Source organism: Streptomyces sp. NPDC091280 (assembly GCF_044768565.1).
Lineage (GTDB): Bacteria > Actinomycetota > Actinomycetes > Streptomycetales > Streptomycetaceae > Streptomyces.
Genome location: NZ_JBIVUZ010000002.1, coordinates 432,026 through 455,248, shown reverse-complemented (window position 1 = coordinate 455,248; position 23,223 = coordinate 432,026). Strand labels below are relative to the sequence as shown.

At 71.0% G+C, this 23,223-nt stretch carries 23 protein-coding genes; 12 read left to right on the top strand and 11 right to left on the bottom strand.

All coding sequences use genetic code 11. From position 1 onward, the window contains the following. Positions 1 to 5: 5 nt before the first annotated feature. Positions 6 to 869: an acyl-CoA thioesterase gene (locus ACIQPR_RS08590; RefSeq protein ID WP_399120799.1), complete on the top strand. Its 864-nt coding sequence runs from the start codon at positions 6 to 8 to the stop codon at positions 867 to 869. A gap of 21 nt (positions 870 to 890) precedes the next feature. Here ACIQPR_RS08590 and ACIQPR_RS08585 read toward each other — a convergent pair whose 3' ends face one another. Beyond that, a complete protein-coding gene (locus tag ACIQPR_RS08585; protein WP_403643972.1) occupies positions 891 to 1,784 on the bottom strand; it encodes a DUF6397 family protein in 894 nt (297 codons plus the stop codon). A 126-nt stretch (positions 1,785 to 1,910) separates the two neighbouring features. Further along, positions 1,911 to 2,324, bottom strand: a complete 414-nt coding sequence (locus ACIQPR_RS08580) for a roadblock/LC7 domain-containing protein (protein ID WP_403643969.1) — start codon at positions 2,322 to 2,324, stop codon at positions 1,911 to 1,913. A gap of 92 nt (positions 2,325 to 2,416) precedes the next feature. On the opposite strand from ACIQPR_RS08580, the gene ACIQPR_RS08575 reads away from it, so the two are divergent. Beyond that, positions 2,417 to 2,845 (top strand): PPOX class F420-dependent oxidoreductase, encoded by a 429-nt coding sequence (locus tag ACIQPR_RS08575; protein ID WP_403643967.1) that lies wholly within the window; start codon positions 2,417 to 2,419, stop codon positions 2,843 to 2,845. A 10-nt stretch (positions 2,846 to 2,855) separates the two neighbouring features. Here the strand turns inward: ACIQPR_RS08575 and ACIQPR_RS08570 are convergent, their stop codons facing one another. The 5 genes from ACIQPR_RS08570 to ACIQPR_RS08550 all read right to left on the bottom strand — a co-directional run bounded on the left by ACIQPR_RS08570 (position 2,856) and on the right by ACIQPR_RS08550 (position 7,885). Then, positions 2,856 to 3,461 (bottom strand): GTP-binding protein, encoded by a 606-nt coding sequence (locus ACIQPR_RS08570; protein WP_403643964.1) that lies wholly within the window; start codon positions 3,459 to 3,461, stop codon positions 2,856 to 2,858. 182 nt (positions 3,462 to 3,643) lie between these two features. Next, entirely contained in the window at positions 3,644 to 4,057 is a 414-nt protein-coding gene (locus ACIQPR_RS08565) for a DUF742 domain-containing protein (RefSeq protein WP_403643961.1), read from the bottom strand. 22 nt (positions 4,058 to 4,079) lie between these two features. Next, complete coding sequence (locus ACIQPR_RS08560) at positions 4,080 to 4,517, bottom strand: roadblock/LC7 domain-containing protein (RefSeq protein WP_403643959.1); 438 nt, start codon at positions 4,515 to 4,517, stop codon at positions 4,080 to 4,082. Continuing rightward, positions 4,514 to 7,045, bottom strand: coding sequence for a nitrate- and nitrite sensing domain-containing protein (locus tag ACIQPR_RS08555; RefSeq protein ID WP_403643956.1), 2,532 nt, complete (start codon positions 7,043 to 7,045; stop codon positions 4,514 to 4,516). Before ACIQPR_RS08555 ends, ACIQPR_RS08560 begins: the two co-directional genes overlap by 4 nt. A 66-nt stretch (positions 7,046 to 7,111) precedes the next feature. Then, a complete protein-coding gene (locus ACIQPR_RS08550) occupies positions 7,112 to 7,885 on the bottom strand; it encodes an MHYT domain-containing protein (RefSeq protein WP_403643953.1) in 774 nt (257 codons plus the stop codon). Positions 7,886 to 8,037: 152 nt separating this feature from the next. Between ACIQPR_RS08550 and ACIQPR_RS08545 the strand changes: the two genes are divergently transcribed. The 3 genes from ACIQPR_RS08545 (at position 8,038) to ACIQPR_RS08535 (ending at position 10,109) form a co-directional block, all read left to right on the top strand. Then, the gene (locus tag ACIQPR_RS08545; protein ID WP_403643950.1) at positions 8,038 to 8,637 is read left to right on the top strand and encodes a class I SAM-dependent methyltransferase; all 600 of its coding nucleotides are present in this window, start codon (positions 8,038 to 8,040) and stop codon (positions 8,635 to 8,637) included. Between the two features lie 133 nt (positions 8,638 to 8,770). Further along, positions 8,771 to 9,067: a hypothetical protein gene (locus ACIQPR_RS08540; RefSeq protein WP_403643948.1), complete on the top strand. Its 297-nt coding sequence runs from the start codon at positions 8,771 to 8,773 to the stop codon at positions 9,065 to 9,067. A gap of 136 nt (positions 9,068 to 9,203) precedes the next feature. Beyond that, positions 9,204 to 10,109, top strand: coding sequence for a hypothetical protein (locus ACIQPR_RS08535; protein WP_403643946.1), 906 nt, complete (start codon positions 9,204 to 9,206; stop codon positions 10,107 to 10,109). Between the two features lie 143 nt (positions 10,110 to 10,252). On the opposite strand, the gene ACIQPR_RS08530 is transcribed toward ACIQPR_RS08535, so the two are convergent. From ACIQPR_RS08530 to xylA, 4 genes are all read right to left on the bottom strand, one after another. Then, complete coding sequence (locus ACIQPR_RS08530; RefSeq protein WP_403643943.1) at positions 10,253 to 10,435, bottom strand: hypothetical protein; 183 nt, start codon at positions 10,433 to 10,435, stop codon at positions 10,253 to 10,255. 154 nt (positions 10,436 to 10,589) lie between these two features. Then, positions 10,590 to 11,654: a fatty acid desaturase family protein gene (locus ACIQPR_RS08525; RefSeq protein WP_403643940.1), complete on the bottom strand. Its 1,065-nt coding sequence runs from the start codon at positions 11,652 to 11,654 to the stop codon at positions 10,590 to 10,592. A 214-nt stretch (positions 11,655 to 11,868) separates the two neighbouring features. Continuing rightward, the gene (locus tag ACIQPR_RS08520) at positions 11,869 to 12,300 is read right to left on the bottom strand and encodes a hypothetical protein (RefSeq protein ID WP_403643938.1); all 432 of its coding nucleotides are present in this window, start codon (positions 12,298 to 12,300) and stop codon (positions 11,869 to 11,871) included. Between the two features lie 201 nt (positions 12,301 to 12,501). Continuing rightward, on the bottom strand, positions 12,502 to 13,668 hold the full coding sequence (gene xylA, locus ACIQPR_RS08515) for a xylose isomerase (RefSeq protein WP_403643936.1): 1,167 nt from the start codon (positions 13,666 to 13,668) through the stop codon (positions 12,502 to 12,504). 132 nt (positions 13,669 to 13,800) lie between these two features. Between xylA and xylB the strand changes: the two genes are divergently transcribed. The 7 genes from xylB (at position 13,801) to ACIQPR_RS08480 (ending at position 23,005) form a co-directional block, all read left to right on the top strand. After that, on the top strand, positions 13,801 to 15,246 hold the full coding sequence (xylB, locus tag ACIQPR_RS08510; protein WP_403643933.1) for a xylulokinase: 1,446 nt from the start codon (positions 13,801 to 13,803) through the stop codon (positions 15,244 to 15,246). Between the two features lie 48 nt (positions 15,247 to 15,294). Beyond that, positions 15,295 to 16,545 (top strand): ROK family protein, encoded by a 1,251-nt coding sequence (locus tag ACIQPR_RS08505; RefSeq protein ID WP_403643930.1) that lies wholly within the window; start codon positions 15,295 to 15,297, stop codon positions 16,543 to 16,545. Between the two features lie 176 nt (positions 16,546 to 16,721). Then, positions 16,722 to 18,206 carry an APC family permease gene (locus ACIQPR_RS08500; RefSeq protein ID WP_403643927.1) on the top strand — a complete coding sequence of 495 codons (1,485 nt, stop codon included), beginning with the start codon at positions 16,722 to 16,724 and terminating at the stop codon, positions 18,204 to 18,206. Beyond that, positions 18,203 to 19,216, top strand: a complete 1,014-nt coding sequence (locus ACIQPR_RS08495; protein ID WP_403643924.1) for an acetamidase/formamidase family protein — start codon at positions 18,203 to 18,205, stop codon at positions 19,214 to 19,216. Before ACIQPR_RS08500 ends, ACIQPR_RS08495 begins: the two co-directional genes overlap by 4 nt. A gap of 19 nt (positions 19,217 to 19,235) precedes the next feature. Then, positions 19,236 to 19,835: an N-acetylmuramoyl-L-alanine amidase gene (locus ACIQPR_RS08490; RefSeq protein WP_403643921.1), complete on the top strand. Its 600-nt coding sequence runs from the start codon at positions 19,236 to 19,238 to the stop codon at positions 19,833 to 19,835. A 162-nt stretch (positions 19,836 to 19,997) separates the two neighbouring features. Continuing rightward, complete coding sequence (locus ACIQPR_RS08485) at positions 19,998 to 21,275, top strand: GAF domain-containing protein (protein WP_403643918.1); 1,278 nt, start codon at positions 19,998 to 20,000, stop codon at positions 21,273 to 21,275. A 206-nt stretch (positions 21,276 to 21,481) separates the two neighbouring features. Next, the gene (locus ACIQPR_RS08480; RefSeq protein ID WP_403643916.1) at positions 21,482 to 23,005 is read left to right on the top strand and encodes an aldehyde dehydrogenase family protein; all 1,524 of its coding nucleotides are present in this window, start codon (positions 21,482 to 21,484) and stop codon (positions 23,003 to 23,005) included. Positions 23,006 to 23,223 lie beyond the last annotated feature (218 nt).

Sequence of the window (23,223 nt, the reverse complement as noted above, 5' to 3'; positions counted from 1 at the left end):
CACCCATGACGAACCCGGCAGAGCGGCTCGTCGACCTGCTCGACCTGGAGCAGATCGAGGTCAACATCTTCCGTGGCCGCAGTCCGCACGAGTCCCTCCAGCGGGTCTTCGGCGGCCAGGTGGCCGGCCAGGCGCTGGTCGCCGCGGGGCGCACGACGGAGGGCGACCGGCCCGTGCACTCGCTGCACGCGTATTTCCTGCGCCCGGGCCGGCCGGGCGTGCCGATCGTGTACCAGGTCGAACGGGTGCGGGACGGGCGGTCGTTCACCACCCGTCGGGTCACCGCCGTGCAGCAGGGACGCACGATCTTCAATCTCACCGCCTCCTTCCACAAGCCTGAGCAAGGTCCGTTCGAGCACCAGCTGCCGGCCCGCGAGGTCCCGGACCCGGAGTCCCTGCCGACGGTGTCGGAGGAGGTGCGGGCCCATCTGGGCGTGCTGCCCGAGCAGTTGGAGCGGATGGCGCGCCGTCAGCCCTTCGACATCCGCTACGCGGACGGGCTGCGCTGGAGCGCCGAGGAGATCAAGGACGCCGAGCCGCGCAGCGCCGTGTGGATGCGTGCGGTGGGGCCGCTCGGCGACGATCCGCTGGTGCACACCTGCGCGTTGACGTACGCCAGCGACATGACGCTCCTGGACGCCGTCCGGATCCCCGTCGAACCCCTGTGGGGGCCGCGGAACTTCGACATGGCGTCGCTGGACCACGCGATGTGGTTCCACCGCCCGTTCCGCGCGGACGAGTGGTTCCTGTACGACCAGGAGTCCCCGATCGCGACGGGCGGACGCGGTCTGGCCCGCGGGCGCATCTACGACCTGGAGGGACGCCTGCTCGTTTCGGTCGTCCAGGAAGGGCTGTTCAGGGCGCTGTAGCTGACGGCTATGCGCTGCGGCTCACGCGCTTCTGCGGCGCAGCCAGCTCAGCATGCCGCGTGGTCGCCGGAGTTCCGGTGCCGGCTCGGGCTGGTCTTCGCTCGGGGAGGACGGTGGTCCGGCCGGTTGGGAGGCGGGTCGTGGTGCGGGGCGTTGGTGGCGTGCTTCGGCCAGCACTTGGGCCAGGTCCGCCCGCAGCCAGCCGATCTCGTCCGGGTCGTCCGCCGTCATGATCCGCTCGGCGAGACGGGCGGAGGGCGAGCCCGGTGCTCCGTGGGCTGGCGGGTCCGGCCGGAACCGGTTCAGGTGGGCACGCTCGTAGGGGTCCTGGACGATCTCGGCGACCTGGACGGGATCGAGCAGGGCGGACAGGGCGCCCGCGCGTTCCCACGGGCCGTCCGCCTCGTGCAGCAGGAAGCCGAGATGGCGTCCGCGCCAGTTGCGGGGCCGCAGATCCAGCCCCTCCTGGAGTTGGTCGCGCAGTCCTTCGGGCGTGCGGCCGTTCAGCAGTGAGGTGTGGTTCTTGTCGGTGGCGAACTGCCGTAGTTCTTCGGCGAGATAGAGCCAGACCACGGCTCGGTAGCGGTTCAGGTAGAACCGCACCGGGACCACCAGTCCCAGCCGGGCGAGGCGGGTGAACCTGGCGGTGGTGACCTCCATGAGGGCCGCGCCGTCCGTGGTCCCCACGGTCCTTACGCTCTCCGCGAGCGATTCCGGGAAGCCCTCCGCCGAGCGCAGCCGGTCGATCTCGCTATGGGCGACGCGTCGGCCGCCGCCCCCTTGGTCGGGCACGGTGCGGATGCGTCCGAGATGGACGGCGAGGTCGAACTCGCCTCGTTTGAGGCCCAGTTCCCGTGCCGCGCGAGTCGGCGTGCACGAGAGTTCCAAGAGTGTGGTGCTGGTGTTGCCTGCCATGGTCGAGCTCCCCCGTGGAGTCCGTTGCTCACGCTGTGTGCGTTCGCGATGAACAAACCGTAGCCGGTTCGGAGAATCTCGTGGCGGGCCTGTGGATAACTCCGCGAAAGCGGAAGAAAACGCAGGTCAGAGTTCTGTGACCGGGGTTCGCTCGGGCTGCCGGGCGTCCACGCCGAGGTGCTCGCCGACGCGGTTGACGAGCAGGGTCATCTCGTAGGCGATCTGGCCGATGTCCGCGTTCACACCGCTCAGCACGCACAGACAACTGCCGCTGCCCGCGGCGGTGACGAACAGGACGGCGTCGTCGAACTCGATCATCGTCTGCCGCACACCGCCGGCTCCGAAGTGGCGTCCCGAACCCTTGGCCAGGCTGTGCAGTCCGGAGGAGACGGCGGCGAGGTGTTCCGCGTCCTCGCGGCGAAGTCCCGTGCTCGCGCCGGTCACCAGTCCGTCGTTGGACAGGACCAGAGCGTGGCGTACATGCTCGACGCGCTCGGTCAGATCGTCCAGCAGCCAGCTCAGCTTCTGGTTCTGCGCCATGTTCCGGCCTCCCCGCGTCGCGTCTCCCCCTGGCCGGAGGATCTCCCGTCAGCCTTCACCACGCCCGCCGCCCGAGCAAGGAGGATAGGGGCATGGCACAGAACATGACCGACGAGGAATGGCGGGCGTTCGTCTCGCACGGCACGCGCACGGGCAAGCTGTCGACCGTTCGCGCCGATGGGAGCCCACATGTGGCGCCGATCTGGTTCCTGCTCGACGGGGACGACGTGGTGTTCAACACCGCGAAAGGAACGGTAAAAGGGCGCAATCTGGCCCGTGATGGGCGAGTCGCCCTCTGCGTGGACGACGATCGGCCGCCGTTCGACTTCGTGGTGTTGCAGGGGCGCGCCGTGTTGTCGGAGGAACCGGGCGAACTCCGTCACTGGGCCGCCCGGATCGGCGCCCGGTACATGGGCGAGGAGCGTGCCGAGGAGTTCGGCGCCCGCAATGGGGTGCCGGGCGAACTCCTCGTCCGCGTAAGGATCGAGAAGGTCGTGGCGCTGAAGGGCATTTCGGAGTGAGAGCCGCGGCTCAGCCCACCGAGTCGAGCATCCGGGCGGTGTGCATCCGTCCGGCGTACTCGACGAGCCGGATCAGCACCTCCTTCCCCGAGTCGCGGTCCCGGGCGTCGCAGAGGACCACCGGCGTCCCCTGATCGAGGTCCAGGGCGCGGGAGACGTCACGGGCGCCGTAACTGCGGGCGCCCGTGAAGCAGTTGACGGCCACCACGAACGGGATGCGCCGGTGCTCGAAGTAGTCGACCGCGGGGAAGCAGTCCTCCAGGCGCCGGGTGTCGGCGAGGACCACGGCGCCCAGGGCTCCCTGCGACAGTTCGTCCCACAGGAACCAGAAGCGGTCCTGGCCCGGTGTGCCGAACAGGTAGAGGGAGAGGCCGGACCTGATGGTGATGCGGCCGAAGTCCATGGCGACGGTCGTCGTGACCTTCTGGTCCACGCCGTCGGTGTCGTCAACCAACTGGCCGGCCTCGCTGAGCAGTTCCTCGGTGCGCAGCGGCCTGATCTCGCTGACCGCGCCCACCATGGTGGTCTTGCCCACGCCGAATCCGCCGGCGACCAGGATCTTCAACGCCAGGGCGGTCGTCTCGCCGCCTTCGGCATCGGAGTGCTCGGAGACCATCGATCACTTCTCTCGGGAGTACCGGCAACGGTCGACGTCCGTAGGTGTGCATCCTGGCAAGCACAACCTCACATCGGGCAGTTCGACCGCTATTTGCCCGATGTGACCGTCTCGCACCTGTTCGGTGTGCGGACGGCTGCACAAGTCGTCGTCGTACGCGTTCAAGTGGTGGTGAAGTTTCGTCACAGTGCCCGGAGTCCTTCGATCACCTCGCGCAGAATTCGTTCGTCGGGAAGCTGCGCGGGTGGCACCGGACGGCTGACGGTGACGCAGCCGAGTTCCAGGAGGTCGCCCAGGAGCACCCTGACCACCCCCAGGGGGAGGTCCGCTCCGGCGGCCAGCTCGGCGACGGACTGGGTTTCCGTGCGGCACAGGTCGATGAGGGCCCGGTGTTCCGGCCCGAGCCCGGTGTCGTCGTCGAAGCCGGGCGCGCCCGCGTCCAGCGTGACCAGCGCGATCAGGTCGAAGCGCACTCCTGTGGGGCCTGGTCTGGTACGTCCGCCCGTCATGGCGTAGGGGCGGACGAGAGGCCCGGCCTCCTGGTCGTACCACTGGCTGCCCGGTTCGTGCGGGACACCGGCCATGTCTTCGGTCATCGGAGCGGACCGCCTTCTCGCCTCATCCGGCGGCGGGTGGCCGCGCACCGACGCGCGGCGCCGTGTACAGGTGCTCGCCGACGCGCTTGACCAGCCGTGCCATCTCGTACGCCACCAGGCCTATGTCGGCGGTCACAGCGGTCAGGACAGCCAGGCAGGAGCCGTCTCCGGCCGCCGCCACGAACAGGAATCCGTCGTCCATCTCCACCATGGTCTGCCGCACTCCCCCGGCGCCGAAGTGGCGCCCCGCGCCCTTGGCGAGGCTGTTGAATCCGGAGGCGACCGCGGCGAGGTGTTCCGCGTCCTCGCGGTCGAGGTCGGTGGAGGCGCCGATGGCGAGGCCGTCGTTGGACAGCACCACCGCGTGCCGTACCTCGCTGACGCGCATCACCAAGTCGTCCAGCAGCCAGTCGAGTTCACCGGACCGCTGGGCGGCGCTCATGCTCGGGTCCTGGATCATGCGGGGTCTCCTTCGCTGCTGTCACTGCCCGTCGCGGGTCCTGGGGCGGAGCCGCGGCCCGGTTGCCTGCCGCCGCCGCGCGTCCAGCCTTCGCGGTAGGCCGCCATCCGGTCCCGTACGACCTCCGGACTGCGGTGCTCGTCGCGCGGTGCGGCCGGTGCCCGTTCCCGGTCCGCGGCGGGCTGTTCGCGGAGCTGGGGGGCGAGGCTCGCCTGCCGTACCCGGCGGGGGAGGTCCTCGCCCTCCTCGGGGCCTTCGGTGTCCTCGGGCGGACGGTGCAGTCGCAAGGTGGTGACTCCAGGGGGCGGGGTACCGCGGGTCGGCTCCGCCGGGGCCCGGGGCGGGGACGCCAGGGCGGGCCGGTCGGCCGCTGCCGGGACGGACTCCTGGTGGTGCTGGGGTGCGGTGGGCACGCGCGCGTACTCGCGTTCCACGGCCCGTTGTCCGTCGTCCGCCGCCGCGCGGGGGGTAGGTTCGGCCGCGCCGCCGTGCAACAGGGCCGTCGGCAGCAGTACGACCGCTGTCGTTCCGCCGTAGGGCGAGGTCCGCAGATGCACCTTGATGCCGTGGCGGGCGGCGAGCCTGCTGACCACGAAGAGGCCGAGCCGGTCGCTGTCGAAGAGGTCGAGGGCCTCGGACTGCTCGATGCGGCGGTTGGCCTCGGCCAGTGTCTCCGGGCCCATGCCGAGGCCCCGGTCCTCGACCTCGATGGCGTAGCCGTTGCCGACGGGTTCGCCGGTCACGCGCACGCGGGTGTGCGGCGGTGAGAACTGGGCGGCGTTCTCCACGATCTCGGCGAGCAGGTGCGTGAGGTCGGCGACGGCCGTTCCGAGAACGGAGGCCTCGGGGAGTTGGCGTACCTCCACGCGCGCGTAGTCCTCGACTTCGGACACGGCGGCGCGGACGACATTGGTCAGGGAGACCGGCATGCGCCAGGCTCGGCCGGGTGCCGCTCCGGAGAGGATGATCAGGCTCTCGGCGTGCCGTCGCATACGGGTGGTGAGGTGGTCGAGGCGGAACAGGTCGCTGAGTTCGTTCGGGTCCTCGGAGCGGCGCTCCATGCTGTCCAGAAGGCTGAGTTGACGGTGCACCAGGACCTGGCTGCGGCGGGCGAGGTTGACGAAGACTCCGGAGATGCCGCTCGCGAGTTCGGCGCGTTCCACGGCGGCTCTGAGCGCGGCCCGGTGCACGGTGCCGAGGGCCTCGGCGACCTGCCCGGTCTCGTCCTCCGCCGCCGGTCCGGGCGGGGCCTCCGCGCGGACGTCGATCTCCTCCCCGGCGCGCAGTCTCCGCATGGCTTCGGGGAGTTTGTGGCGGGCGATGGCCAGGGCGTCGTTGCGCAGACTCACCAGCTCGACGACGAGACCGCGGCCGATGCGTACCGAGATGACGAGTGACGCGACGACGGCGGCGAGCCCGAACAGGACGGCGGCGCCGGCCGGGGTGAGCAGTCCTCGTGCGAACGGATCGGCGCGGTCGGCGACTCCGCCGCCCGCGTCCGTCTCGATGGCGCGCATGCCGTCCTGTACGCGTGCGTGCGCGGTGTCCCAGGTGGTCTCGGGGGCCGAATCGATGGCGCGGGTGGCCGAGTTGGCGGCGAGGACCTTGTCCTCGACCGTGCCGACCACGGTGTAGGCGCTGGTGTCGGCGAGGTTGCGCCAGGCGGTGCGCTCCGAGCCCCGCAGATCCGCGGTGGCGGAGTCGGTGAGGGTGCGGCGCGTGTCGACGGCGCCGGTGAACAGCCGCAGCCGCTCACCGTCCAGGCGGCCGTCGAGACGGGCAACGGCGAGGACCACGTCCTCCTGGGACAGCGATTCCGCGGCCCGGGAGAACTCCAGCAGCACGCGCGCGTCGGAGCCGGAGTCGGCGTCCTGGATTCCGGAGAGCGCCCCGCCCACGGCGAAGGCCGACGAGATGGTCTTCGTGTACTGCCCGTAGGTCTCGTCCCAGCCCGCGCGGTGGGCGAGCACGTCGGCTCGCAGCGGGCGCAGTCGCTCGACTCCGGTGACGAAGGTCTCCAGGCGCCGGGCGACTCCGGCCGGCAGTTCCTCGCCGTCGGCGACGGTGCTGGTGTCGCCGAGCCGCAGCCGGGCGACGGCCCGGTCCGTGTTCGCGGCCAGCTTCCTCAGGTCGTCGCCCGGCTCGGCGGCGGGGTCGATGGCGTGGCGGACCGCGGCCGACCGCTCGGCCTGTAGCGCGGCGACGGTGACCGTGACGGGGCCGCGCACCGCCGAGTCGACCCGCTGCAACTGCCGTAGCCGGGCGACGTCCTGGGCGGTGCTGACGGTGGCGTACGCCCACAGGGCGAGCAGGGAGACGACCGGCACCATCAGCAGGCAGACGATCTTGGCCCGTACGGTGCGCGGGCGCATGCGCCATCGTCCCGCGCGCGGGGGTATCTCTTCCTGGGGTGGGTCCAGGGGCTCGTCGAAGAGTTCGTCGGCGGGTTGTCCGGCGTGTGCGCGGCGACCGCGCACGGGCGGCGGCGTCTCGGCGCCGGCTCTGGGGGTCCTACGGGGGTTGCGCATGGCCTCCTCGCTCGGGAGTGGTTTCGGGGCGGGCCGTGGCGGGCCCCCGGTCGGTCGGGCCGCTTGTCAGTGGGCGACGCTCGCGGTCGGCCGCTCGGCCGAGGCGGTCGCCTCGCGTTCTCCTGTCGTCGGCGACAGTGCGACGAACGCCGAGGTCAGGAACAGGTAGGAGCCGAGGCCGACGGCGAGCGGGAAGATGAACTGCATCGCCGTGGCTCCGGGCAGGACCGCGCCGGAGGGGGTGACGTGCACGCGCACCGCGAACATCCCGGTGTAGTGCATGCTGGCGACGGCCGCCCCCATGACGAGGGAGGCGACGGTGACCGCGATGGGCGACTTGATGTTGAGGGCCGCCCACAGGGCCGCGGTCGCGGCGACGACGGCGATGAGGACGGAGAGTCCGACGAGCGTCGGGTCGTAGCTCACGTCACCGTGCAGGCGTACCGCCGCCATGCCCAGGTAGTGCATGCTCGCGACGCCCAGTCCTGTGGTGAGGCCGCCGAGGAACAGCGCGCGCCCCCGGTCTCGGCCGTAGCCGACCGCGAAGACGCCCGCGGCGACCACGACGATGGCGACGACGAGGCTGAGTACGGTCAGCGGCACGTCGTAGCGGATGTCGGTGCCGCTGACGCCGAAGCCGAGCATGGCCACGAAGTGCATGGTCCAGATGCCGGTGCCGATCGCGGAGGCGGCGGTGATGAGCCAGTTGCGGCGCGACCGGCCGGTCGCGCCGAGCGCGCGGACGGTGCAGCGCAGCCCGAGTGCGGACCCCATGCAGGCCATCACGTAGGACAGCACGGGGGTGAGCCAGCCGAAGGTCGCGTGGTCCAGATGTCCCATGACCAGGGGACGCTAGTAGGGGCATGGGTGCACAAAGGGGGCGCATTTCGAAAGGTGCCGCAATATGACGCAGAGAGGTGCTTGAACGACCGCGTCACGCGCGAACGGGTGCGCAGAAGCGCCATCCGTGTCGGTGAGGGATCATGCGCGACATGAACGACGACCACACACACGTCAGGGAGTTCTTCGGTGCGCGCGCCGCGGACTGGGACAGCCGCTTCCCGGACGACGGCCCCGCCTACGCGGCGGCCGTCACCGAACTGGCGCTGCGCGCGGGGGACCGTGTGCTCGACGCGGGCTGCGGGACAGGGCGCGCGCTGCCGCCGCTGCGTGCCGCCGTGGGGCCCTCGGGAGTGGTGCTGGGTGCCGATCTGACCCCGGCCATGCTGGAGGCCGCCGTACGGGCCGGACGTGGCCGTGACGGGTGCCTGCTGCTCGCCGATGTTGCCGCGCTGCCGCTGCGCCCCGATTCGCTCGACGCGGTGTTCGCGGCCGGCCTGATCGCGCATCTGCCCCAACCGGAGGCGAATCTGCGGGAGTTGGCGCGTGTGGTGCGGCCCGGCGGCACGCTGGCCCTGTTCCATCCGATCGGCCGCGCGGCACTCGCGGCACGCCAGGGGCGGCAGATCACCGCGGACGACCTGCGCGCGGAGCCCAATCTCCGGGCGCTGCTGGCCGGTTCGGGGTGGCGCATGACGTCGTACGCCGACGAGGCCGCCCGCTTCCTGGCGCTGGCCGTATGTGAGAGCTGAGCCGCGCCACTGCGAGCGACTCCCGGTGCTTCACCGCGGAGTTCCCCTTCTGTCGCTGCGACTCCAACTCTAGTTTGGGTAGCAGTAGATGGACGGTCGGCGACAGAACTCCACGCAGGGGAAGGTGGTCAGCATGTTCGACAGGCCCCGCAAGACCTTCGCCAGAATTCTCGCCTCCACGCGCGCGGAGACCGGCGACAGCCCCGAACGGCGGGCGCACAACCTGTTCGAGGCCGCGGCTGTCTATGTCTCGGCACGCGCGGAGGACGACCAGGACCGGATCGACGAGGCCGCGGGCTGGGTGTCCCCGGAGGCGCTGTCCTTCGGGGTGAGCGAGCTGGCGTGCCGGGCCGTGGTCGCCCTCGCCAGAGAACGCGACGAGTCGCCGCGGACGGTGGCCCGAGCCCTTCTGGGACTCCCCGCGGCCTGACACTTCGGGATCGCCCGTGGTCATTTCGCCCCATCCAGACGGAAAGCTGCAGCTCCGCGTGCACTTGGGACCCGTGACAAGCGGCTTCCACGCACACTAGGGTGCGCGCCGTTGGACGAACGATGGGGAGGCTGGGATGGCCGACACGGACGAAGCGGCCGTCGCCGCCGAGGACGACGCGCTCTATGTGCTCACGGCGGTGCTGCTGACACCGGCGAAGTTCCCGAGTGTGCTGGGTGACGACTACCCGGAGGCCTGCGCCGCGCTCGGTATGGCGCCGCTCGCCGACGGGTACGGCCTGGTGCTCGGCCAGGACGGCGAGGGTGCGCGGTGGACGGTCGTCATCGACGACGTGTCGCTGGTCGCGGTCGCCATCGCGTCCTGGGACTGCGGCATGGAGTACGACCTCTCGCCCAGCGCGCGCACGGTGGTCGCGGCCCTGCCGGGCTGGCCGCTCGCGGTCGCGGTCTCGGCACCCAATGTGCCCGCGCCCCACGATCCGGACCCCGACCTCGTCGACCGGCCGCCGCTGGCCCCACCGGACACCGCCTCCTGGGGCCCTGCGCAGCGAAGGCTGGGCGCCGACGAGATCGCGTTGCAGTGGGCCCTGTGGCGGGAGCAGATCGACGACTCGGCCTTCGCGGCCCAGGGTGAGGCGGGCGAGGCACCGGTGTCGTCGCCGGCTGACGACACCTCGGAGGACGCGTCAGAGGACGCCTCAGAGTCGGAGGAGGAGGCCGCTTCGGACAGCGGCGGAGAGGCCTCGCAGGCGGGCCACAGCGGGGTTCGCAGGGTACTGACGGAGGCCCGGGCGTACGTGGACGCCCCGCCGCCCCTCGGCCGCGTCAGATCGTCCTTCGCGCCGGGCGAGGCGCGCACGCTGCGTGCCGACGGTCCCGGCTGGTCGATGGTGGCTCGGACGGACGACATCGCGTTCGTCCTGCTCGACGAAGAGCCGGGCGAGGTGCTGCCGGTGGGCCGGGGCCCCGAGTTGCCGGGCCTCCTGGAGGCGCTCGACAAGCTTGCCGTACGGCCGAGTTGAGCCGCCGCAGGTTCCTGTCGTCCGGCCTCTGACGTGGTCGGGCGCCGTCCGCGAAGCTGCTGTCCGCAGCCCCGCGAACGGTGCTCTGCCGCTCTGCTGCCGCGCGCCGGACGGGAGCGCGGTGGGGAATCGGGGTGTCGGTGTCAGCGGCCGATCTCCTTGCCCGCGACACGGCGCAGCCGACGCCGCTGCGCGGGATCCAGCGTGAGATACGCGGCCGCCGGCACTCCCACGATGATCAGGAATGAGACCCACCAGGGCAGCCAGATCAACAGGATCAGTCCGACCGCCACACCACCTACAACGACCTTCGTGTTCCTCGACATGTGTCGCCTCCTCCGCGGCCACGGCCGCTCTCTGATCTGAAAACGGGTCCGCGCTTCCCACAGTTCCGGACCGCGACCCTGAGACATCCCTGAGACGCTTCCCCTACTGGTCCGCCGGGACTGTCCGTCCCCCGGGCCGTCAACCGCCGGGCCGTCACTCCGTCCACTCCGGCCTCAGCGGCTCCCCCACTTCGTGGAGGTGGCGCAGGGCCTGTCGGTAGGAGTCGACGAGCCCGGTCTCCACATAGGGGATACCCACATCCTCGCAGTGGGCGCGCACGAGCGGCTGGGCGAGCCGCAGATTGGGCCGCGGCATGCTCGGGAAGAGGTGGTGTTCGACCTGGTAATTGAGCCCGCCGAGGAACCAGTCCGTCAGGGGTCCGCCTCGGATGTTCCGTGAGGTGAGCACCTGGCGGCGGAGATGGCCCCATCGTTCGCCGTTCGGGTCAGGCATCTCCATGCCCTTGTGGTTGGGGGCGAAGGCCAGCCCGAGGTGCAGTCCGAACAGTGCCTGGTGCAGTGCGGCGAACGCGAGCGCCTTCCCCGGGGACATCGCGGTGAGCAGCAGCACGGCGTAGGCCGCGACATGGCCCACCAAGAGCGCGCCTTCAACGATCCGTTCGCGCCGGGGCTGCCGCCGCAGGTCCTGGAAGCCGTGCACCTTGAGGGCGATGCCTTCGAGCAGGGTGAGCGGGAAGAACAGCCATGCCTGGTTGCGGGTGAGCCAGCGCCGGAAGCCGGAACGGTCCTTGGCCTGCTCGCCGGTGAACACGAGGATGTCGGCGACGACGTCCGGATCCTTGTCGATGTGGTTGGGGTTGGCGTGGTGGCGGTTGTGCTTGTCGTTCCACCAGGAGTAGCTCATTCCCAGCAACAGGTTGCCGTGGATCAGTCCGATGAGGCGGTTGGCGGCCTTGCCTCCGGCGATCTGGGAGTGGCCCGCGTCGTGGCCTATGAAGGCCGTACGGGCACCGAACACGGCGAGCAGCGGGGCCAGGAGCAGGGCCGTCCAGGAGTCGCCGATCAGGACGATGCCGGTCACGATGCCGGCCAGCGCGAGGGCGTTGGCGGACACGCACAGCGCGTACCAGGCGCGCCGCCGCTCCAGTAAGCCTCGGCTCCTGACCGTGCGCAGGAGGGGCGCGAACTCGCTTCCCGGGGACGCTGTCGCGGCGCTCCCAGGATCGTGCGCGCCGACGACTGCGGTGGTCTGGGACATGTCCGGTCTCCGGCTCTCTCAGGCAACGGGTGACCTGAGAAAACGTACGAACCGGTGACCGGTCGCGACCATGACGGGACCCCCCGTGTCCGTACGGGGGTCACCCGGGTCCTCATAGGGGGGTTGACGACACCCTTGGCGAGCCAGTCCGGCGACGACCCCGGTGTGCCTGAAGCTCACTCACCGCGTCCAGGACGCGTCGGCCCCGCGGCAACTAGCCGAGCAGGGACGGGAGCAGCGACTGGAGGCCGCTCGGGATCTCGCTCGGGATCCCACTCGGCAGTTCCGAGGGGAGCTTCGAGGGCAGCGCGGTCGGGAGCCTGGTCGGCAGGCTGGTGGGGAGTGTCGTCGGGAGGCCCGGGGACGTGCTCTTGCTCGAACTGCTCTCCGTCGGCTGCTTCTTGTCCGGTGAGTCGTGTCCCCCGAGGACCATCAGCGCGACGGCGACGACGGCTCCGGCCGCCACGATGACGGTGAGCAGGACGAACAGTGGTCGGGGGCGTCTGCGGGGCGGCGGCCCGTAGTCCCCGTAGCCCCCTCCGGATCCGTGCCCGAAGTCTCCGGGCGGTGGTCCGAAGCCGCCTCCTTGAGGCGGGGTGGCGTCCGGTGGCCCGGGCGGTCGAGGCGGTACGGGCGGCATGGCCATACCGTCCAGAGTCGTCTCGTACCGGCCATGACGCGACCCCCGCGCGGTGCTTGATACGGACCCATGCCATGGATCGCATGATTCCGGAGCATTCCGCGCGGGGGTCGGTCATTGAACGGGGTCACCGAGCGGCCTTCATGGCGACCGAGGGCGAACTCACGAGAACCGGCGGGCTCGTGAGGCACGCACGCGTGCGTGCCGTCAGCCGCGGGCTCCCAGGAGGTGGTCCATGGCGAGCTGGTCGAGCTGCTCGAAGGCCATCCCGCGCTGGGCGGCGGCCTCCACGTCGAAGTCCTCGAACGCCGAGCGGTCCGCGAGCAGCGCCTTGAGGCCGTCCGCCGCGGTCTGCTGCGCCAGCTCGTCCAGACGCGAGGCGCGCAGCGCCTCCTGGACCACCGGGTCGGCGCGGAAGGCGGCCGAACGCTCCTTCAGGATCAGGTAGTTGCGCATGCAGCCGGCCGCCGACGCCCAGACGCCGTCGAGGTCCTCGGTGCGCGGCGGCTTGAAGTCGAAGTGCTTGGGGCCGGCGTAACCGGCGCTCTCCAGGAGGTCGACCAGCCAGAACGCGGCACGCAGGTCGCCGCCTCCGAAGCGCAGGTCCTGGTCGTACTTGATGCCGGACTGGCCGTTGAGGTCGATGTGGAAGAGCTTGCCCGCCCACAGGGCCTGGGCGATGCCGTGCGGGAAGTTGAGCCCGGCCATCTGCTCGTGGCCGACCTCGGGGTTGACGCCGTAGAGCTCCGGGCGCTCCAGGCGCTCGATGAACGCCAGGGCGTGGCCGACGGTGGGAAGCAGGATGTCGCCGCGGGGCTCGTTCGGCTTGGGCTCGATGGCGAACTTCAGGTTGTAGCCCTGTTCGGTGACGTACTCGCCGAGGAGGTCGAAGGCCTCCTTCATGCGGTCGAGCGCGACGCGTACGTCCTTGGCGGCGCCGGACTCGGCGCCCTCACGGCCGCCCCAGGCGACGTAGGTCTCGGCGCCGAGCTCGGCGGCGAGGTCGATGTTGCGGATCGTCTTGCGGAGGGCGTAGCGGCGTACGTCGCGGTCGTTCGCGGTGAACGCGCCGTCCTTGAAGACGGGGTGCGTGAAGAGGTTGGTGGTCGCCATCGGCACCTTCATGCCGGTCGCGTCGAGGGCCTCGCGGAAGCGCTTGATGTGCGACTCGCGCTCGGTGTCCGAGGACCCGAAGGGGATCAGGTCGTCGTCGTGGAAGGTCACACCGTGGGCGCCGAGCTCGGACAGACGCTGCACGGTCTCGACCGGGTCGAGGGCGCGGCGGGTGGCGTCGCCGAACGGGTCCCTTCCCTGCCAGCCGACGGTCCACAGGCCGAAGGTGAACCTGTCCTCGGGGGTGGGCTGGTAGTTCATGACGCGGCTCCTTGTTGCTTCGCTCCGACTATTTCGTCATGGCGGTTTACAAATTAGTATGCCGGAGCGTCTCTGGGAAGGGACAATGTGTCTCCGGGCGGAGACACATGCCGCACACAAGGGAGAAACCCGATGTCAGCAGCCGAGGGTCCGCTCGTCGTCGGCGTGGATTCGTCCACCCAGTCCACCAAGGCACTGGTCGTCGACGTGTCCACCGGCCAGATCGTCGCGAGTGGCCAGGCGCCGCACACCGTCTCCTCGGGGCCGGGCCGGGAGAGCGACCCCCGGCAGTGGTGGGACGCCCTGTGCGAGGCGCTGCGCCAGTGCGGGGACGCGGCCCGTGAAGCGGCGGCCGTGTCGATCGGCGGCCAGCAGCACGGCCTGGTCACCCTCGACGCCCAGGGTGAGCCGGTGCGCCCGGCCATGCTCTGGAACGACGTGCGGTCGGCGCCGCAGGCCACCCGCCTCATCGAGGAACTGGGCGGTCCGAAGGCCTGGGCGGAGCGCACCGGCAGCGTGCCCGGGGCGTCCTTCACGGTCACCAAGTGGGCCTGGCTCGCCGAGCACGAGCCGGAGTCGGTGCGCGCCACGGCGGCCGTCCGGCTCCCCCACGACTACCTCACGGAACGGCTCACGGGCCAGGGCACCACCGACCGGGGCGACGCCTCCGGCACGGGCTGGTGGGCCTCGGCCACCGAGGCGTACGACGAGGAGATCCTCCAGCACGTCGGGCTCGACCCGGCACTGCTCCCCCGGGTGGTGCGGCCGGGCGAGGTGGCGGGCACGGTGCGCGACGGTCACGACCTGCCGTTCTCCAAGGGCACACTCGTCGCCCCCGGAACCGGCGACAACGCCGCCGCCGCGCTCGGCCTGGGGCTGCGCCCCGGCGCGCCCGTGCTCAGCCTCGGGACGTCGGGCACGGTGTACGCGGTGTCGAAGCACCGCCCCGCCGACCCGTCCGGCACGGTCGCGGGCTTCGCCGACGCGCACGGCGACTGGCTGCCCCTGGCCTGCACCCTGAACTGCACCCTCGCCGTGGACCGGATCGCGGCCCTGCTGGGCCTGGACCGGGAAGCGGTGGAGCCCGGCACCTCGGTCACGCTGCTCCCGTACCTGGACGGCGAGCGCACCCCGAACCTCCCCAACGCCTCGGGCCTCCTGCACGGCCTGCGCCACGACACCACCGGTGGCCAGCTCCTCCAAGCCGCCTACGACGGTGCCGTGCACGCGCTGCTGGGCGCGCTCGACCTGGTCCTCGACGAGGACGCGGACCGCAGCACACCGCTGCTGCTGATCGGCGGCGGCGCGCGGGGCACGGCCTGGCAGGAGACGGTACGGCGGCTGTCGGGGCGTCCCGTCCAGGTGCCCGAGGCGAAGGAGCTGGTCGCGCTCGGCGCCGCCGCGCAGGCCGCGGGCCTGCTGACCGGTGAGGACCCGGCCGCGGTGGCCCGCCGCTGGAACACGGCCGCCGGGCCGGTGCTGGACGCCGTGGAACGGGACGAGGCGACGTTCGCCAGGATCTCCGGGGTACTCTCCGACGCGGCTCCGCTGTTCGAAAGGGGCACGGACGGCCGTTGACACATCCCCGGGGAGACGGACCCACACCGACCGAGGGCTGAGGGAGGCATGACCGCACCGCCGCACGAAGCGCACCCCGCCGGGCCCGGGCGTGCCCTGCCCGACACCCAGCAGGGCATGCGCCGCCGCAACCTCGCCCGGGTGATGCACACGGTGAGCGCCGAGGGTCCCCTCTCCCGTGCGGCCGTCGCCTCGCGCATCGGGCTGACCCGCGCGGCGGTGTCGACGCTGGTCGACGAGTTGATCCGGTCGGGCCTCCTCGAAGAACTGGGCCCCGAGCGGCCCGGCCGGGTGGGCCGCCCCGGATCGGCGCTCGCGGTCAGCGGACGCGGTCCGGCCGGGATCGGCGCGGAGGTCGGGGTCGACCATCTCGCCGTCTGCGCGGTCGACCTGCGCGGCGAGATACGGGCCCGGGCGGTACGGCACGGAGTGAACCGCGGCCGTTCCCCCGAGCCGGTCCTCGCCGAACTCACCGCGCTGGTACGGCAGGTCGTGGCCGAAGCGGACGCGGAGGGCCTGTGGCCGGCCGGGCTCGCGGTCGCCGTGCCCGGCCTGGTGGCCCGCGACGGCCGTACGGTCGTCCGCGCCCCGAACCTCGACTGGCACGACACGGATCTCGGCGACCTGCTGCCCTCCGAACTCCCGCCCACCGTGGACAACGAGGCCAACTTCGGCGGACTCGCCGAACTCTGGCTGGGCGAGACCACGCCCCGCGACTTCCTGCATGTGTCGGCCGAGATCGGTATCGGCGCGGCGGTCGTCGTGGACGGCGGGCTGCTGCGCGGAACCCGCGGATTCGCGGGCGAGTTGGGGCATGTTCCGGTGCGACCGGACGGACCGCCGTGCGCGTGCGGCGGGCGCGGGTGTCTCGAACAGTACGCGGGCGAGGAGGCCGTGCTGCGCGCCGCCGGCCTTGAACCCGGTGCGGACCGGGTCGGTCTGCTGGCCACCCGCGCCGCGGACGGCGACGAGGCGGTACGGCGCGCCCTGCACGACGCCGGTACGGCGCTGGGCATCGCGCTGACCGGCGCGGTCAATCTGCTCGATCCGCAACTGGTGGTGCTGGGCGGTGCCCTGTCCGGGCTCGCGCCCTGGCTGCTGCCGTCGCTGGAGGCGGAGTTGGCGCGCCGTACGGCGGGGCCGGCCTGTCCGGTGTCGGTGTCGCGGCTGGGGCCCGAGGGGCCGCTGCTGGGGGCCGCGCACTCGGTGGTGCGGGCCGTGCTCGACGACCCGGCGGCGGTAGCCGAAAGAGCTGAGCCGGCTCGGCGAGCTGTGGACATCGTGGCCGAACAGGCTTGAAACACCACCGACTTCACTCGTCCGGGTGGCCGAGTTTTCCACAACTCCGCCGCCGTCCACGGAAGCACGCGACGCCCTACTGCCCAACCCGCAAGCGCCGTACCGTGATTCACGCGAGGCGCAGCCGTCGTGATGTGAGAACGGCGGACAGGTGAGGGCGGACAGGGGGGATTCACGTGTCGGGGGAGACGGTTCAGGGACTGCGACGGGATGCCGTCGGGCTGCGCGAGGTCCTTTTCCAGAGCGTCACGGCGATGGCGCCGGCCGCCGCGGTCGCCGCGTCGATTCCCTCGGGCGCGGCCTTCGCGGGCGGCAGTCTGCCGCTGTCGGTACTGATCGCTTTGGTGGCCTGCCTGTTCACCGCGTCCTGCGTGGCGGAGCTGGCCCGCGAACTGCCCGCCGCCGGCTCGGTCGCCACGTACGCGGCGCAGGGACTGCATCCGGCCGTCGGCTTCCTGGTCGGCTGGGGCTACGTGTTCGTGGAGGCGCTGGTCCCGCCGCTGCTGCTTCTCCAACTCGGCTTCACCACGGCGGGCACCCTGCACCAGGAGTGGTCCTCGTACCCGGAGAGCCTGTGGTGGCCGTGGGCGCTCGCGGGCGCCGCGATCATCGCCGTGGCGGGCTGGTTCGGTGCTCGTGCCTCGGCCCGCTTCGGCACGGTTCTCGGGGTCTTCGAGATCCTCGTCTTCGTGGTCTTCGCCGTCTGGCTGATCGGCGAGGCCGGTAGCGCCAACACCCTTTCGGTGTTCGGTACTTCGCATACGGCCCAGGGTTACTCGGGGCTCGGCGGGGTCTTCGCCGGCTCGGTCTACACGGTGCTCGCGTTCGCCGGATTCGAGGCCGCGGCACCGCTCGCCGAGGAGACCAGGGACCCGCGCCGGACGATGCACCGCGCGGTGCTCGGCGCGGCCCTGGGTATCGGCCTGTTCTACGTACTGACGACCTACGCCATGACCGTGTACTTCGGCCCGGACCGCTTCGCCGGATTCGGCGCCTCCGGCGCGGCGTCCTGGGAAGGGGTGGCACGCGCGTCGTTCGGGCTGTTCTGGGTGCTGGTGTTCCTGGCCGTGGTCAACTCGACCATCGCCAACGCCAACGCGTGCGCCACCGTCTCGACCCGCACCGCCTTCGCCCTGGCCCGCATCCGGGTACTCCCCCGCCTGCTGGCCGTACTGCACCCACGCCACCGCTCCCCCGTCGCCGGCATCGCCGTGCAGACCGCCGTCGCGGTGAGCGCCGTACTGGGCCTCGGCCTCGGCTACGACCCGGTGACCGCGTTCCTCCTGCTGGCCACGGTCATCGTCACGGTCGTCATCGGTGTCTACATCGTCGTGAACCTGGCCTGCGCGGGCTACTTCCTGCGCCGCAGACGCGAGTTGCTCAAACCAGTACGGCACCTGCTGGTTCCCCTCCTCGGGATCGTGGCGTTCGTCCCGGCCCTGCTCACCGCGGCAGGCCTCCCGGTCTTCGACTTCGTCACCGAGCTGACCGCGCCCGTCTCGTACGCCGGACCGGTCGTCGGCGTCTGGATGGCGGCAGGGGTCGTGGTGCTCCTGGTCCTGCTACGGCGTCACCCCGGGCGAATAGCCGAGACCGCCCGTGTCCATCTCGACGAACCCCTCTCCAGCGGTCCCTCCCAGAACGGAGCAGTGCAGCCATGAACGACCCCCGGATCCTCACGGTGCGGCCCGAACCGGGCGAGTACGCCTGGACGTTCGGCGGTGCCGCGCCCGTGGCGCGCATCGCGCCCGGTACGGTCCTCGACCTCTACACGGAGGACTGCTTCGCCGGGCGGGTACGGTCCGCGAAGGACCTGGTGTCCGAGGTGTGCGAGTTCCCGTTCCTCAACCCGCAGACCGGTCCCTTCCATGTGGAGGGCGCGGAGCCGGGCGACACGGTCGCCGTGCACTTCGTGTCGATCGAACCGGCCCGCGACTGGGCGGCCTCGACCACGGTCCCGCTCTTCGGCGCGCTCACGTCGACGCACACCACGGCGACACTCCAGCCGCCGCTTCCGGAGACCGTCTGGATCTGGCAGTTGGACCGCAGCCGCCGTACGGCGTTGTTCCACGCGCGGGAGAGCGACATCGAAATCGAGCTGCCCATGGACCCGATGCACGGCACGGTGGGCGTGGCCCCCGCCAACCTGGAAGTGCGGTCGGCGCTGGTGCCCGACGCACACGGCGGGAACATGGACACACCCGAGATGCGGGCCGGAGTCACCTGCTATCTCGGGGTCAATGTCGAGGGTGCGCTCCTCAGCCTCGGTGACGGGCATGCCCGGCAGGGTGAGGGCGAGACCTGTGGTGTCGCGGTCGAGTGCGCGATGAACACCGTGGTCATCGTGGAGCTGTTGAAGGGCGTCGCGACTCCCTGGCCGCGCATCGAGTCGGACACGCACATCATCTCGACGGGTTCGGCACGCCCGTTGGAGGACGCGTTCCGTATCTCGCAGCTCGACCTGGTGCGCTGGCTGGTGCGGGACTACGGGTTCAGTGAACTGGACGCCTATCAATTCGCCACCCAGGCGGTCGAATCGCCGTTGGCCAACGTGTGCGACACCAACTACACCTGCGTGGCGAAGATCCGCAAAGAGTGGCTGCCCGCGCGCGAGACTCACCGAGGGCTGCACGCGCGGTTGCGTGCGACCGCGGCGGCCCTCCGGAACTGAACCGAAAGGCGACCCGACCATGGAACGGGCGACACCGCTCCCGAGCAGGCGATGGCTCCTGAAGGGCGCCGCCCTCGCCGCCGTCCCCTACGCGTTACTGCCCGCCCCGCAGGCCGACGCGCAGCAGCAGGCCGTCGACTACCCGCCGGCCGAATGGCAGCCGGCGACCTCCTCCAACTACACGGCGTCCAACCGCCCCGGCACCTATCCCGTCGACTACGTGGTCATCCACGTGACCCAGGAGACGTACTCCTCGACACTCTCCATCTTCCAGAACCCGAAGAAGAAGGTGTCCGCGCACTACCTGGTGCGGTCGGCCGACGGGCACGTGGCGCAGTGCGTCCGCGAGGCCGACATCGCCTGGCACGCGGGGAACTGGGACTACAACACCCGCAGCGTCGGCATCGAGCACGAGGGCTGGGTGGACCAGCCCGCGTACTTCACCGACGCCCTCTACGAGCAGTCGGCCAAGCTCACGGCGGCCATCTGCGCGAAGTACGGGCTCCCCAGGGACCGGTCCCACATCATCGGGCACTACGAGGTGCCGGGCACCGACCACACGGATCCGGGGCCGAACTGGGACTGGACTCGCTATATAAGACTGGTCGCCTCGGCCTGATCCGACCGGGACGGACCGCGTTCGGACCGTCCCGGTCGAAACGGTTGTCCGGACCCTTCCCCGGAGTGACGATGTCCGCAGGCGTTTCCCCGCCGTATCGCGGGCGTGTCACTGCGGTATCGCGGTACTCGGGACGTTGTATCGCCTTCCTGGGAGGCCGAGTTGACCGATCCATGGGTGGCCCTGGAGCCGGGGGCCGACCCTGCCGAACGGGTACGGGTGCTGCGGCGGGCGCACGAGACGTTCGCCGTGGCGGGCACGGTGCCGTCGCCGGTGCGCTCGGTGGTGGCGGATTCCTGGCGGCGATCGGCCCGTGCCGGCGTCGGTCCCGAGGGCACGGCGAACGTCGAACTCACGGACGGCGACCTGGGCGTCTATCGCGCGCAGCATCCGTTGGCCCGGGTGATGCCGCTGATCCGGGAGCTGATGGGCACGTTCGCGGCGGACGGCGAGCATCTGCTCGCGGTGTGCGACGCGCAGGGCAGGCTGTTGTGGGTCGAGGGGCATCCGGCGACCCGGCGGAAGGCCGGCCGGATGAACTTCGTGCCGGGCGCGCGCTGGGCGGAGAGCGCGGTCGGGACGAACGCGCCGGGTACGGCCGTCGCCGTGGACCGACCGGTGCAGGTGTTCGCGGCCGAGCACTTCATCCGGCGGGTGCAGCCGTGGACATGCGCGGCGGCCCCGGTGCACGATCCGCGCACCGGGCGGGTGCTCGGCGCCGTCGACATCACCGGCGGGAACGGGCTGGCGCACCCGCACAGCCTGGGCTTCGTCCAGGCCGTGGCGCGCGCCGCCGAGTCCCAGTTGGCGCTGCTCGCCCCGGAGCAGAAGAGCGTCGACGGACCCGAGTTGTCCGCGCTCGGCCGGGACGAGGCTCAACTGTGCGTCGACGGACGCAAGATGAGGCTGAGCCGTCGGCACAGCGAGATCATGGTGCTGCTGGCCCGGCATCCCGAGGGGCTGACCGGCGACGAGTTGTTGTGCGCGCTGTACGAGGACGAGTCGGTGCCACCGGTCACGCTCCGGGCCGAACTCGCCCGGTTGCGGCGGCTGTTGGGCCCCGGCCTGCTCGCCTCGCGTCCGTACCGGCTCATACTGCCGGTCGAGTCCGACGTGGCGATCGTCGAACGGCGGCTGGAAGGAGGCGCGGTCACGGGGGCGGCGACGGCGTACACGGGCCCGTTGCTGCCGGGTTCGCAGGCTCCGGCGGTGGTTCGGCTCAGGGCACGCCTGGCGGACGGCCTGCGTACGGCGTTGATCGCCCGCCGCGACCCCGACCTGCTGGCGGACTGGGCGCACGCGCCATGGGGCGAGGACGACCTCGACGTGTGGCGGGCGCTCGCGGCGATACGTCCGACGGCGCCGGTACGCTCCCGGCTCACCGCCCTGGAGTCGGAGCTGGCGGCACCGGGGCCCTGGTCCCGAGGGACAGGCCGCTGACGTAACGCGGCTGACGCACCCCGACCGACGCGCCTCGGCCGACGCGCCTCGGCCGACGTAGCTCTGCTTGACGTAGCCCTGCTTGACGTAGCTCCGCTGATGTACCGCGAGCGAGACGCCGCAACGTACATGCAACGTCCCGCTCCCTAGCCTCGCGCCGAGAGCTGCCCAACGGCGGGCAGCGCTGCTCCGGGAGGCACACCAGCATGACCCGTTACACGGCACCCGGCACCGAGGGCGCGATCGTCTCCTACCAGGCGCGCTACGACCACTTCATCGGCGGCGAGTACGTGCCGCCGGCTCGCGGGCAGTACTTCGAGAACCCGTCCCCGGTGAACGGGCAGCCGTTCACGGAGATCGCGCGCGGCACCGCCGAGGACGTGGAACGGGCGCTGGACGCGGCGCACGCCGCCGCGCCGGCCTGGGGCCGTACGTCGGTGACCGAGCGGTCCGACATCCTGCTCAAGATCGCCGACCGGATGGAGGCCAACCTGGAGCCCCTCGCGGTCGCGGAGAGCTGGGAGAACGGCAAGCCGATCCGTGAGACCCTCGCCGCCGACATCCCGCTCGCCATCGACCACTTCCGCTACTTCGCGGGGGCGATCCGGGCGCAGGAGGGTTCGCTGGGCGAGGTCGACGACGACACGGTGGCGTACCACTTCCACGAGCCGCTCGGGGTCGTGGCGCAGATCATCCCGTGGAACTTCCCCATCCTGATGGCGACTTGGAAGCTGGCCCCGGCGCTGGCGGCGGGCAACGCGGTCGTCATCAAGCCGGCCGAGCAGACGCCGGCGTCCATCCACTACTGGATGAGCCTGATCGCGGACCTGCTGCCGCCGGGCGTGGTGAACATCGTCAACGGCTTCGGGGTCGAGGCGGGCAAGCCGCTCGCGTCCAGCCCGCGCGTGGCGAAGGTCGCGTTCACCGGCGAGACCACGACAGGGCGGCTGATCATGCAGTACGCCTCCGAGAACATCAAGCCGGTCACGCTGGAGCTGGGCGGCAAGTCGCCGAACATCTTCTTCGACGACGTGTCGTCGGCGCGCGACGACTTCCTCGACAAGGCGCTCGAAGGCTTCACGATGTTCGCGCTCAACCAGGGCGAGGTGTGCACCTGTCCGTCGCGGGCGCTCGTCCAGCGCGGTCACTACTCCGACTTCCTCCAAGCGGCCGTCGCCCGCACGGAGTTGATCAAGCCGGGGCACCCGCTCGACACCGACACGATGATCGGCGCCCAGGCGTCCAACGACCAGTTGGAGAAGATCCTCTCCTACCTCGACATCGGTCGGCAGGAGGGCGCGAAGATCCTCACGGGCGGCGAACGCCTCGACTACGACGGCGAGTTGAAGGGCGGCTACTACGTCCAGCCGACCATCTTCGAGGGTGACAACCGGATGCGGATCTTCCAGGAGGAGATCTTCGGCCCGGTGGTCTCGGTGACGTCGTTCGACGACTTCGACGACGCGATCAAGGTCGCGAACGACACGCTGTACGGTCTCGGCGCCGGCGTGTGGACCCGGGACATCAACACGGCGTACCGCGCGGGCCGGGCGATCCAGGCGGGCCGGGTGTGGACCAACTGCTACCACGCGTACCCCGCGCACGCGGCGTTCGGCGGCTACAAGCAGTCGGGCATCGGCCGTGAGAACCACAAGATGATGCTGGAGCACTACCAGCAGACGAAGAACCTCCTGGTCTCGTACTCGCCGAAGAAGCTGGGCTTCTTCTAGAGCAACACGTTTGCCTGTCCGTTCCGGAACACCTCCGGAACGGACAGGGCCGAGACGCCACAGGCCGGATCAACAGGCCATCGCCGACTCAACAAAAGGAGTCCACGCCCCCGAGAATCCCCGGACCGACGTGCTCCTGACATGACACCTGGTGAAGTGTCAGGATGCTGTTGACAAAGGGTATTTGGGGGATTCATGCGGCAGCGTTCGTTGCTTCC